We start from the raw sequence: 12,173 nt of genomic DNA, 5'->3' as shown, positions 1-12,173 counted from the left end.
TATGGGTTCGCTGCATCGTATCGCTGTGTTGTGTGGTTTGACCGCTGTGCTGGCCACGTCCGTCGCTCAGGCTGAAGACTGGAAAGTCGCCAAGAACGAGGACGGCATCAAGGTTTCCCTGAGTGAAGTGCCGGGTTCGGACTACAAGTCCTATCAGGGCGTCGCACTGATGAAAACCACCGTCGCCAAACTGCGCGCACTGCAGGAAGACGTCGCTGGCGCCTGCGCCTGGATTCACGAGTGCAAGACCCAGAAACTGCTCAAGCACGAAGGCGACAAGAGCTGGACCTATAGCCAGTTCAATACGCCTTGGCCGGTAACTCCGCGTGACTCGGTGATCGAAGTCACCACCGTCGAAGGCGCCGACGGCAGCCTGACCCGCAACCTCAAAGGTCTGCCGACGTACGTTCCTGAAGAAAAAGGCTTTGTCCGCGTGCAGCAGGTCAAAGGCTTCTGGAAGTTCGTACCGAAGGGCGACCAGGTTGAAGTCACTTATCAAGTGCACACCGAACCAGGTGGCAGCGTGCCGGCAATGGTTGCCAACAAGTTTGTCGTCGATGCGCCGTTCAACACCCTCAAAGCTTTGAAAGAGCGCGCCGAGAAGTAATCGGCCGGCATTCAGAGAAGCGCCCCGACCGATTCGGGGCGTTTTGTTTTGTATCTATATTGTGTTTCCAGATATGCGTTGCACGAAATTTTCACAAAGTGTTCCCGACAATTCTCCCGCGCTGTTTGCCCGCTGCTGTAAATGAAAGTGTCTGGCGGCGGGGCAGTAATCAATGGCAATGGTGCGGGTGATCGTGCAACATTTGCGCACTGCGCAAGCCCCGGGGTCGGGAATGACCAATAGAGGGCATGGCGCCGCTGTATTTTTTGCAACTTCAACTTCCAATGGGTCCTAAAACGACATGGCAAACCCGGACGCCCTGAATCAGCAGCGATCTTCTGCTCGCCTGCTGCAACCGACCGTCAAATCGCATCTGGCCTACACGCTGCTTTGTGCACTGGTCATGATGGTGATGTTTTCCGTGCTGCGCCTCGCGCTGCTGGTCTACAACCGCGAGATGATCCTCGACACCCCGGCTTCGACCTTCCTCGAAGCCTTCGCCAACGGCCTGCGCTTCGACCTGCGCCTGGTGGTTTACCTGTGCATTCCGCTGGTGCTGGCACTGTTCAGTGCCCGCGCCATGGCTGCGCGCGGTTTCTTCCGTCTGTGGCTGACCATCGCTTCGAGCATCGCGCTGTTCCTCGGCCTGATGGAGATGGACTTCTACCGCGAGTTCCACCAGCGCCTCAACGGTCTGGTGTTCCAGTACGTGAAGGAAGACCCGAAAACCGTGATGAGCATGCTCTGGTACGGTTTCCCGGTGGTGCGCTACCTGCTGGCGTGGGTCATCGGCACTGTCATCCTGACCCTGGCGTTCAAGGGCGCTGACCGTGCCACCCGTCCGCGCGGGCCTTTCAGCGGCGGCAGCGTCAGCAGCCGTCAGGTCGCGCCGTGGTACACCCGTCTGGCGGTGTTCGTGGTCTGCCTGCTGATCTGCGTGGTTGCCGCTCGTGGCACCCTGCGTCAAGGCCCGCCGATGCGCTGGGGTGACGTGTACACCACCGATTCCAACTTCGCCAACCAGCTTGGCCTCAACGCCACGCTGTCGCTGATCGAGGCCGCCAAGTCGCGCATGGGCGAGGATCGCGACAACATCTGGAAAGCGACGTTGCCGCAAGAACAAGCGCAGAAAATCGTGCGCGACATGCTGCTGATGCCAGACGAAAAACTGGTCGATGCCGATATTGCCGCCGTGCGCCGTGATTACACGCCGCCGGCCGACAAGACCCTGCCGATCAAGAACGTCGTGGTGATCCTGATGGAAAGCATGGCCGGTCACTCGGTCGGTGCATTGGGCGCGCCAGGCAACATCACGCCATACCTGGACAAACTGTCGAAGGAAGGCCTGCTGTTCGACCGCTTCTTCTCCAACGGTACGCACACCCACCAGGGCATGTTCGCGACCATGGCCTGCTTCCCCAACCTGCCAGGTTTCGAATACCTGATGCAGACCCCGGAAGGCAGCCACAAGTTGTCCGGCCTGCCGCAGGTGCTCAGCGCCCGTGACTATGACGACGTGTACGTCTACAACGGCGACTTCGCCTGGGACAACCAGTCGGGCTTCTTCAGCAACCAGGGCATGACCAACTTCGTTGGCCGTAACGACTTCGTCAACCCGGTGTTCTCCGATCCGACCTGGGGTGTGTCCGACCAGGACATGTTCGACCGTGGTCTGCAGGAGCTCAAGGCGCGGGAAAACGGCAAGCCGTTCTATGCGTTGCTGCAAACCCTGTCCAACCACACGCCGTACGCCTTGCCGACGCCATTGCCGGTCGAGCGCGTGACCGATCGTGGCAGCCTCAACGAACACTTGACCGCCATGCGCTACTCCGACTGGGCGCTGGGTCAGTTCTTCGAGAAGGCACGCAAAGAGCCGTACTTCAAGGAAACCCTGTTCGTCATCGTTGGCGACCACGGTTTCGGCAACGAGCGCCAGATTACCGAAATGGACCTGGGCCGCTTCAACGTGCCGATGCTGATGATTGCGCCGGGCATCCAGGAGAAATTCGGTACCCGTGACCACACTGTGGGTACGCAGATCGACATCGTGCCGACCATCATGGGCCGTCTCGGTGGCGAAGTGCGTCATCAGTGCTGGGGCCGCGACTTGCTCAACCTGCCGGAAGGCGACACCGGTTTCGGTGTGATCAAACCGTCGGGCAGTGAGCAGACCACCGCCATCGTCACGGCCGACCAGATCCTGGTGTTGCCGAGAGACAAGGACATGGGGCCGAAGATGTGGCAGTACCAGTTGGGTGCCAACCCGCACGCCGAAGTCGTTCCGAATGCACCGCGCACCGCCGAGTTGAAACTCAAGCTGGAAGCGTTCCTGCAAACGGCGACCAAAAGCCTGATGGATAACACCGCGGGCGTCGTTCACGGCAAGCCGGATTGATCGCTAGCCGACAATAAAATCCGCGCAATAAAAAAGAGGCCCTGAACAGGGCCTCTTTTTTTACGCTTGAATCGTTATATCCGACCGAGTAACAGCAGGACCAACAGCACCACCAACACCACGCCGATAATGCCCGAAGGACCGTAACCCCAACTTCTGGAGTGCGGGAAGACCGGCAGACCACCGATCAGCAACAGGATCAGGATAATGATTAGAATTGTGCCCATGTCGATTTCCTTGTTGATAGTGTTCGAGAAGTCTTGGTATTCAAGGGCGACTGGAGACTAAGTAATTCCAGACGGCTTACAAATTCCGACTGGTGCGCATGAAAGAAAATTCAATGTTTTTTTAATGTATTTGGATTGCTCGCTTATTTCCTTTGCAGCGAAAAGATCGCAGCCTCGTTTCACTCGACAGCTCCTACACGAATCCAAGTTGGAGCTGCCAAAGGCTGCGATCTTTTGATCTTGCATTCAGCAACTTGATGGAGCGTGGGCGCGCGCCGATCCTTCGCTACACTCCGCGCATCTTCCCCGGAACAACAAGGCTGTGTGCTATGCAAAATCGCATGATGATCACTGGTGCGGGCTCGGGCCTGGGTCGCGAAATCGCGCTGCGCTGGGCGCGTGAAGGCTGGCAACTGGCCTTGTCCGATGTCAGCGAACCCGGTCTGCAGGAAACCTTGAAAATGGTCCGCGAGGCGGGCGGTGACGGTTTTGTTCAGCGCTGCGATGTGCGTGATTACAGCCAGCTCACTGCGTTCGCTCAGGCCTGCGAAGAGAAGCTCGGTGGCATCGACATCATCGTCAACAACGCCGGTGTTGCCTCGGGCGGTTTCTTCAGCGAGCTGTCGCTGGAAGACTGGGACTGGCAGATCGCGATCAACCTGATGGGCGTGGTCAAGGGCTGCAAGGCGTTCCTGCCGCTGCTCGAGCAAAGCAAAGGCAAGATCATCAACATCGCCTCCATGGCCGCATTGATGCAAGGCCCGGCGATGAGCAACTACAACGTGGCCAAGGCCGGCGTGGTAGCACTATCGGAAAGCCTGTTGATTGAACTGGCGCAGCAGGAAGTCGGCGTGCATGTGGTTTGTCCGTCATTCTTCCAGACCAATCTGCTCGACTCTTTCCGTGGCCCGACGCCGGCGATGAAAGCGCAGGTGGGCAAGTTGCTGGAAAGCTCGCCGATTACCGCGGCGGATATTGCCGATTACATTTATCAGCAAGTAGCGGCCGGCGAATTCATGATCCTGCCCCATGAACAAGGGCGCATGGCCTGGGCGATCAAGCAGAAGAACCCGCAACTGCTCTACAACGAAATGACCTCCATGGCGGAAAAAATGCGCGCCAAAGCCAAACAGAACAACGGCTGACCTTGCCCGTTGAAGACGGCGTCGTTAGGGTGGCCGCAATGGTCACCCTGTCGAGACGCGTCAATGCTCAATTACTTGTGGTTTTTCCTCGCGGCGCTGTTTGAAATCGCCGGTTGTTTTGCCTTCTTCATGTGGCTGCGTCAGGGCAAAAGTGCCTTGTGGGTGATTCCTGCGCTGCTCAGCTTGACCCTGTTCGCACTGTTGTTGACCCGTGTTGAAGCCAACTATGCCGGTCGGGCCTACGCCGCTTATGGCGGGATCTACATCGTCGCTTCGATTGGCTGGCTGATGGTGGTCGAGCGGGTGCGTCCGTTGGGTTCGGACTGGATCGGTGTGGCGTTGTGCGTGATCGGCGCCAGCGTGATTCTGTTCGGGCCGCGGTTTTCTGCGGCCTGATGGTTTTGTGGGAATCGTCTGACAGCTCCAGGCGAGAAGGGGTGTAAGGCAAAACTGATTTGCTCGGCGCGCATTGTAGAGCCACGGCAAGCCGCGCATCTTCAGGGTTCGCTAACCCTGAAGGACGAATCTCATGCTTGTACTCAGCCGTGTCGTTGGTGAGTTGATTTCAATCGGTGATGACATCACCTTGCGCGTTCTGTCAGTGAACGGTTCCAGCGTGCGTTTCGGCGTCGAGGCGCCACAGAAGGTCAACGTGCACCGCGCGGAGGTCTATGACCGGATCAAGCGCAAGCAGGCCACCGAAAAGCTGCGCTGAAGCATTCAATCGAACAGATGCTTGGGCACGTCGTGCTTGAGCATCAATTGGCATTGCTCGCTCTCGGGGTCGAAGACGATCAGCGCCTGGCCTTTGGTCAGTGCCTGTCGCACGCGCAGCACGCGGGTTTCCAGCGGCGTGTCATCGCCATTGTCGGTGCCGTCACGGGTGACGAAATCTTCGATGAGGCGGGTGAGGGTGTCGACTTCAAGTTGGTCGTGGGGAATGAGCATGGGCACCTCGGCTGAATCAATGGCGGGATGCTACGGCGATTGCGGTTTGCCTGCCAGTTTTGTGTTGCCTGAGCCGGCCTCTTCGCGAGCAAGCTCGCTCCCACATGGAACGCATTTCCCAATGTGGGAGCGACGGTGCGACGATTCGACTTGCTCGCGAAGGCGGCCTAAAGGTCACATCAACTATCGGAACGCTGCCCCACCAGGCTGTCTACCGATGGCACCCGCGTATCGCTTTCCATCTGCGTGTCATGTTCAATCTGATGACTGAAGCGATCCAGCGAGGCATTGGCCGGAGCCGCATCGCTGGCGAACACTGGCGGGCTCAAAATGTAAGCGCCAAGCAAACGACTCAGTGCCGCCAGACTATCGATGTGCGTACGCTCATAACCATGGGTCGCATCACAACCAAAAGCGAGCAGGGCCGTGCGGATATCGTGGCCCGCCGTCACCGCCGAGTGCGCATCGCTGAAGTAATAGCGAAACAGATCGCGGCGCACCGGCAATTCGTTCTCGCTGGCCAGTTTCAGCAAGTGCCGCGACAGATGATAGTCATACGGCCCGCCGGAATCCTGCATCGCCACACTCACCGCGTGTTCGCTGGAGTGCTGCCCCGGCGCAACGGGGGCGATGTCGATACCGACGAATTCGCTGACGTCCCACGGCAATGCCGCCGCCGCGCCGCTGCCGGTTTCTTCGGTGATGGTGAACAGCGGATGGCAGTCGATCATCAGTTCCTGACCGCTGTCGACAATGGCTTTGAGTGACGCCAGCAGCGCCGCAACCCCGGCCTTGTCATCCAGATGACGGGCGCTGATGTGGCCGCTTTCGGTGAATTCCGGCAGCGGATCGAACGCCACCACGTCACCGACGCTGATGCCCAGCGAATCGCAGTCAGCCTTGGTCGCGCAGTAGGCATCCAGGCGTAGTTCGACGTGATCCCAACTGATCGGCATCTCGTCCACGGCGGTGTTGAACGCGTGCCCGGAAGCCATCAGTGGTAACACACTGCCGCGAATCACTCCGTTGTCGGTAAACAGACTGACGCGGCTGCCCTCGGCAAAACGGCTCGACCAGCAGCCGACCGGGGCGAGGGTCAGGCGCCCGTTGTCTTTGATCGCACGAACGGCGGCGCCGATCGTATCCAGGTGCGCGGAAACCGCACGGTCGGGGCTGTTCTTCTTGCCTTTGAGCGTGGCCCGGATGGTGCCGCGCCGGGTCATTTCGAAGGGAATGCCGAGTTCTTCCAGACGCTCGGCGACGTAACGCACGATGGTGTCGGTGAACCCGGTAGGGCTGGGAATGGCGAGCATCTCCAGCAGGACTTTTTGCAGGTAGTTGAGATCCGGTTCGGGGATTTGGGTGGTCATGGAAACTCCTGATGGGTTGAGCACACCGATGGTTTCGATGAGGGAAAATGGGTGGTGGATTTAAGAGCCTCTTCGCGAGCAGGTCGAATCGTCGCACCGTCGCTCCCACATTTGGAATGCATTCCCCTGTGGGAGCGAGCCTGCTCGCGAAGGCGTCAGTCCTGACAAAGCAGATTCAAGAAATGGCCGGCTGACTGTGCGGAAACAACAAATCGACAAACCGCTCCGCCGTCGGTTGCGGCTCATGGTTGGCCAGCCCGGCGCGCTCGTTGGCCTCGATAAACACGTACTCCGGTTGATCCGCCGCTGGCACCATCAAGTCGAGGCCGACCATCGGAATATCCAGCGCCCGCGCCGCCCGTACTGCCGCATCGACCAGCGTCGGATGCAGAATCGCGGTGACATCTTCCAGCGTGCCGCCGGTGTGCAGGTTCGCCGTGCGCCGTACAAAGAGATGCTCGCCGGCCGGCAGAATACTGCTGTAGTCATAACCCGCCGCATGTAGGGTGCGTTGGGTTTCGTGATCCAGTGGAATCTTGCTTTCGCCACTGGTGGCCGCTTGCCGCCGCCGACTCTGCGCTTCGATCAACGCGCCGACCGAATGCTGACCATCGCCGACCACTTCCGCCGGTTTGCGAATCGCCGCCGCGACCACTTCAAAGCCAATCACCAGAATCCGCAGATCAAGGCCTTCGTGGAAGCTTTCCAACAGCACGCGGCTATCAAATTGTTTCGCCGTTTCGATGGCTTGCTGCACCTCTTCGATGCTCTGCAAATCCACCGCCACACCTTGGCCCTGTTCGCCGTCGAGCGGTTTCACCACCACCCGTTGGTGCTCATCGAGGAAGGCCAGATTGTCGTCGGCATTACCGGCCAGTTGCTGTGAGGGCAGGTTCAACCCGGCGCCTTTGAGCACTTTGTGCGTGAGGCTTTTGTCCTGACACAAACTCATGCTGATCGCGCTGGTCAGGTCGCTCAGCGATTCGCGGCAACGCACGCGACGCCCGCCGTGGCTGAGGGTGAACAGCCCGGCATCGGCGTCATCGACTTGCACATCAATACCGCGCCGATGGGCTTCTTCAACGATGATTCGCGCGTACGGGTTGAACTGCGCTTCTGGCCCCGGGCCGAGAAACAGCGGCTGATTGATGCCGTTCTTGCGTTTGATGGCGAAGGTCGACAGATTGCGAAAACCGAGCTTGGCGTAGAGATTTTTCGCCTGACGGTTGTCGTGCAACACCGACAGGTCGAGATAGCTCAGACCGCGGCTCATGAAGTGCTCGATCAGGTGCCGCACCAGCACTTCACCGACACCCGGGCGCGAGCATTGCGGATCAACCGCCAGGCACCACAGGCTGCTGCCGTTTTCCGGATCGTTGAAGGCTTTTTGATGGTTCAGGCCCATGACGCTGCCGATCACCGCGCCGCTGTCTTCATCCTCGGCCAGCCAGTACACCGGGCCGCCCTGATGGTGCGGTGTCAGCCGCGTGGCGTCGATCGGCAACATGCCGCGCGCCTGGTACAACTGATTGATCGCCTGCCAGTCCGCTTCACTTTGCGCGCGGCGAATACGAAAGCCGCGAAACACTCGAGTCGCCTGGCGGTAATCGCTGAACCACAGGCGCAAGGTGTCGGACGGGTCGAGAAACAGTTGCGTCGGCTCCAGGCCGAGAATCTGTTGCGGCGCAGCGACGTACAGCGCGATGTCGCGTTCGCCGGGCTGCTCTTTCAGCAATTCCTGCGCCAGTGATGCCGGGTCGGGAAACGTGTGGCCGATCAGCAACCGGCCCCAGCCGCAATGCAGCGCAATCGGCTCGGCGGCCAGCGTGCTGCCGTCTTCGGCCAGGCGCGCCTGCAAGCGTTCGTAGGACGGTGTCTGACCGCGTAGCAGCCGTTGGTTGATGGCCGTGGCGTGGGGTTTCATCGATCAGATTCCTTGTTCACTGAGCCACAGGTTCAGGGCCGCCAGTTGCCACAGCTTCGAACCGCGTAACGGCGTCAGTTGGCCTTGCGGGTCGGTCAGCAATTTGTCGAGCATGGCCGGGTTGAACAGGCCGCGATCCTGACTCGGATCAAGCAGCAGTTCGCGCACCCAGTTCAGCGTGTCGCCCTGCAAGTGCTTGAGACCGGGCACCGGGAAGTAGCCTTTCTTGCGGTCAATCACCTCGCTCGGGATGACTCGGCGTGCAGCTTCTTTGAGCACTTGTTTACCGCCATCCGGCAGCTTGAACTGGCCCGGCACACGCGCCGAGAGTTCAACCAGTCGATAGTCGAGAAACGGCGTGCGCGCCTCCAGGCCCCAGGCCATGGTCATGTTGTCGACGCGTTTGACCGGGTCATCGACCAGCATCACCGTGCTGTCCAGACGCAGGGCTTTGTCCACTGCCGCCTCGGCGCCAGGCTGTGCGAAATGTTCCTTGACGAAGTCGCCGGCAGCGTCATTCGCAGTCAGCCATTTCGGTTGCACGGTGGCGGCGTAGTCGTCGTAGCTGCGGTCGAAAAACGCGTTGCGATAGGCCGCGTAAGGATCGGCCGCACCATCGACTTGCGGGTACCAGTGATAACCGGCGAACAGCTCATCAGCGCCCTGGCCGCTCTGCACTACCTTGCAGTGTTTGGCCACTTCGCGCGACAGCAGATAGAAAGCGATGCAGTCATGGCTGACCATCGGCTCGCTCATCGCGCGGAAGGCGGCGGGCAGTTGCTCGATGATTTCTTTCTCGTCGATGCGCAATTGATGGTGTTGGGTGCCGTAATGCTTGGCGATCAGATCGGAATACTGGAACTCGTCACCGCGTTCGCCGCCGGCATCCTGGAAACCGATAGAAAAGGTCGAGAGGTTTTCCACGCCGACTTCACGCAACAGGCCGACGAGCATGCTCGAATCGACACCGCCAGACAGCAGCACACCGACATCCACAGCGGCACGTTGACGAATCGCCACCGCCTCGCGAGTGCTATCGAGCACGCGGTCGACCCAGTCTTCCAGCGTCAGGTTTTTCTCGTCGTCGTGTGGGCCGTAAGGCAGCGTCCACCAGGTTTTCTGCTCGGTGGTGCCATCGGCTTCAACGCGCATCCAGGTCGCCGGTGGCAGTTTTTCGATGCCGGCCAGCAGGGTGCGCGGCGCCGGGACCACAGCATGGAAATTCAGGTAGTGATTGAGCGCCACCGGATCGAGGATCGGGTTGATGTCGCCACCCTTGAGCAGCGCCGGCAAGGCCGAGGCAAAGCGCAGACGCTGGCCGGTGCGCGATAGGTACAGCGGCTTCACGCCGAGACGGTCGCGGGCGATGAACAGGCGTTGGGCGTCGCGTTCCCAAATGGCAAAGGCGAACATGCCGTTGAGTTTCGGCAGCAGCGCTTCGCCCCAGGCGTGGTAGCCCTTGAGCAACACTTCGGTGTCGCCACCGGAATAGAAGGCGTAACCCAGCGCTTCGAGTTCGGCGCGCAGTTCCGGGAAGTTGTAGATCGCGCCGTTGAAGGCCAGCGACAGGCCGAGTTGGCTGTCGATCATCGGCTGCGCCGAGCCATCCGACAGATCCATGATTTTCAGACGACGATGACCCAGGGCGATCGGCCCTTGGGCATGGAAGCCCCACGCGTCGGGGCCGCGAGGGGCCAAGTGATGGGTGATTCTCTCGATCGCTGCAAGGTCTGCAGGTTGTTGATCAAAACGTAACTCGCCAGCTAATCCGCACATAAAATCCTTACCGGTTTTTCCGTTGGGGAGGGTTCAAGCCATACCTCGCCAGAAGGGCGGGTACTCAGAAACTGACCCGCCTCGGTAAGTGGAGTTTTAGAACGATAAGTTATAAGTCCGGCGCTGGTTCAGTTCCTGACCCTCAGCCCTTAGGTGCTTTTTGTTGAATATGCTCTTGAGCATGTGAACTTTGCTTGATGGTCAGGTCGCGTTGCACGCTCTCAGGCACCGCCGATTTTTTCTGTAGATAGACCAATTGCCCGGTTGATTCTCTGGTCAATTCGAATTGGTCGAAATAATCAGGTTTCGTGCCTTCGTCCGCCTGCGGTCTGTCGCCATTGCCATCCGCGGGAGACGGTGTTTTTTTCAGATCCAGCAACCGAACCAAGGCTTGGTGTTTTTCGGTTACCGGCCAGGTATTCACGCGTTTGAATACGGTGCTCAGCATTTTATCTGTGGGATGAGTTCGCATGCGCTTGATGAAATCATCGGTCGGACTTTTGAGATGCGTTAAATACTTGCCCAAGGCTACATTTTTACGTCGGTTGGCATAGGCCGATTCATTGATATTGACGACTGGCACCGCAAACTCCCTGGCATCAGCAAAGAACTTGTCGACGTAACGATCAAATAGATGTTGGTACAAGCCTTTCTGGAGAGTGATGAATTTTATTTCCGAGCGGATGTTTTCCAGTTTTTTCAGAGAGAACTCATGTTGCTCGGCAATGGGTAGTTGAGATTTGATTAATTCCCGAAACTCCGCTTTTGGAAGAAACTCGTAAACAAACCGGTCTACGCATTCGATAGGGGTGTTGGATTTGTAGAAGCCGTCGCCGGAGTCGTTGGGTATATACAGGATAAAGCTGTCTTTTTTTGCCTCTGTAGAATGACGCCAGGTGATTAATATGGCGTCTGTCTCATACTTGCCAAACAGCTGTAAAGCGTGCAGCTGGATTTTGCCATTGTAGAAGGAGTCACCAGTTCGAATATCCTCTTTTCTGTAAACGAACTGCACAAGGGCATGAAGCTGATGGGGCGGGAATTCCGCACCTAGAAAATCTTTGCCAGTAGGCTTGGTGAAGTATTTTTCATAGGCGAAGAGTTCAAAGTTGTGCCTGTGCAGTTGTGCGCCGAGCTGTTTAATTCGCGCATCCTCCAATACGCTGGAAATGTATGTAAGGTAGGCGCCACCCAGATCAAGCTCGCGACTTAATGCTGCAAATTCCTCTGCGGTAATCCGGAGATCCGGTGACCCCGGCTCAGTCGATTTATGCGCCTGGGGCAGTGTCCCGCTGTCACTCGAAAAGTACCCGGCAGCTGCTTCAACGTCGGTGAAGTTCAGCATGGCCGCTTGTAGCAGAGTGAGGGTAAGGGGAGGTGAAGGCTGATCTTTCGTGCTCGCGGGTGTGAGCCTGATGAGGTCATCGACGCTGAAGCGCATTTCGTATTTTTGTTCAAGTTTTTGCTGAAGTTTGAGTCTGCAGAAGTGTTCCAGATTTACCAGCTTGTTTACCAATATCTCAAAGTAATGATGAAAGGGGATCGCTTGATCTATTGCCCTGCAAAAATCAGCAAGTTTTACGGGGTCATCTTTCTTGAAGAGCTGGATGAAACGATTCAGGGGGGCTGATGCGCTTGAATCGTTCGGCTGAACAGTTGATGTGCCCAGCTGTATTTCGACTGTTGCGGCAATGGGCTGTAGTTTCTGTGGCGTATTCATGGAGAAGTCTCATTTGGAAAAAGAGTCTCTATCGTAGTGTTTTTCAGTTGAGGGAAATAAC

At 58.0% G+C, this 12,173-nt stretch carries 11 protein-coding genes; 5 read left to right on the top strand and 6 right to left on the bottom strand.

Annotation, left to right across the window (positions count from 1 at the left end):
• Window position 1 precedes the first annotated feature (1 nt).
• On the top strand, window positions 2–607 hold the full coding sequence (locus tag ACRRSD_RS07130; RefSeq protein ID WP_122597194.1) for an START domain-containing protein: 606 nt from the start codon (window positions 2–4) through the stop codon (window positions 605–607).
• Window positions 608–908: 301 nt separating this feature from the next.
• On the top strand, window positions 909–3,002 hold the full coding sequence (locus ACRRSD_RS07125) for an LTA synthase family protein (protein WP_435037631.1): 2,094 nt from the start codon (window positions 909–911) through the stop codon (window positions 3,000–3,002).
• 74 nt (window positions 3,003–3,076) lie between these two features.
• Here the strand turns inward: ACRRSD_RS07125 and ACRRSD_RS07120 are convergent, their stop codons facing one another.
• Entirely contained in the window at window positions 3,077–3,235 is a 159-nt protein-coding gene (locus tag ACRRSD_RS07120) for a DUF3309 family protein (RefSeq protein WP_169432680.1), read from the bottom strand.
• Between the two features lie 323 nt (window positions 3,236–3,558).
• Here ACRRSD_RS07120 and ACRRSD_RS07115 point away from each other — a divergent pair, with 323 nt between their 5' ends.
• The 3 genes from ACRRSD_RS07115 to csrA all read left to right on the top strand — a co-directional run bounded on the left by ACRRSD_RS07115 (window position 3,559) and on the right by csrA (window position 5,089).
• On the top strand, window positions 3,559–4,374 hold the full coding sequence (locus tag ACRRSD_RS07115; protein ID WP_077574042.1) for an SDR family oxidoreductase: 816 nt from the start codon (window positions 3,559–3,561) through the stop codon (window positions 4,372–4,374).
• 63 nt (window positions 4,375–4,437) lie between these two features.
• Window positions 4,438–4,770, top strand: coding sequence for a YnfA family protein (locus ACRRSD_RS07110; RefSeq protein WP_008088571.1), 333 nt, complete (start codon window positions 4,438–4,440; stop codon window positions 4,768–4,770).
• Window positions 4,771–4,903: 133 nt separating this feature from the next.
• Window positions 4,904–5,089 (top strand): carbon storage regulator CsrA, encoded by a 186-nt coding sequence (csrA, locus tag ACRRSD_RS07105; protein WP_095120541.1) that lies wholly within the window; start codon window positions 4,904–4,906, stop codon window positions 5,087–5,089.
• A 5-nt stretch (window positions 5,090–5,094) separates the two neighbouring features.
• Here the strand turns inward: csrA and ACRRSD_RS07100 are convergent, their stop codons facing one another.
• The 5 genes from ACRRSD_RS07100 to ACRRSD_RS07080 all read right to left on the bottom strand — a co-directional run bounded on the left by ACRRSD_RS07100 (window position 5,095) and on the right by ACRRSD_RS07080 (window position 12,112).
• Window positions 5,095–5,322, bottom strand: a complete 228-nt coding sequence (locus ACRRSD_RS07100; protein WP_003199186.1) for a YheU family protein — start codon at window positions 5,320–5,322, stop codon at window positions 5,095–5,097.
• 179 nt (window positions 5,323–5,501) lie between these two features.
• Window positions 5,502–6,692 (bottom strand): osmoprotectant NAGGN system M42 family peptidase, encoded by a 1,191-nt coding sequence (locus ACRRSD_RS07095; protein WP_038364408.1) that lies wholly within the window; start codon window positions 6,690–6,692, stop codon window positions 5,502–5,504.
• 175 nt (window positions 6,693–6,867) lie between these two features.
• Window positions 6,868–8,616, bottom strand: coding sequence for an N-acetylglutaminylglutamine synthetase (ngg, locus tag ACRRSD_RS07090; protein WP_435037630.1), 1,749 nt, complete (start codon window positions 8,614–8,616; stop codon window positions 6,868–6,870).
• 3 nt (window positions 8,617–8,619) lie between these two features.
• Window positions 8,620–10,392, bottom strand: a complete 1,773-nt coding sequence (locus tag ACRRSD_RS07085) for an N-acetylglutaminylglutamine amidotransferase (RefSeq protein ID WP_435037629.1) — start codon at window positions 10,390–10,392, stop codon at window positions 8,620–8,622.
• Between the two features lie 142 nt (window positions 10,393–10,534).
• Window positions 10,535–12,112, bottom strand: coding sequence for a dermonecrotic toxin domain-containing protein (locus ACRRSD_RS07080; protein WP_435037628.1), 1,578 nt, complete (start codon window positions 12,110–12,112; stop codon window positions 10,535–10,537).
• Between the last annotated feature and the right edge of the window lie 61 nt (window positions 12,113–12,173).

Origin of the sequence: Pseudomonas neuropathica, assembly GCF_051174785.1 — a bacterium.
Lineage (GTDB): Bacteria > Pseudomonadota > Gammaproteobacteria > Pseudomonadales > Pseudomonadaceae > Aquipseudomonas > Aquipseudomonas neuropathica_A.
This window is presented reverse-complemented; position numbering and strand designations above follow the sequence as displayed.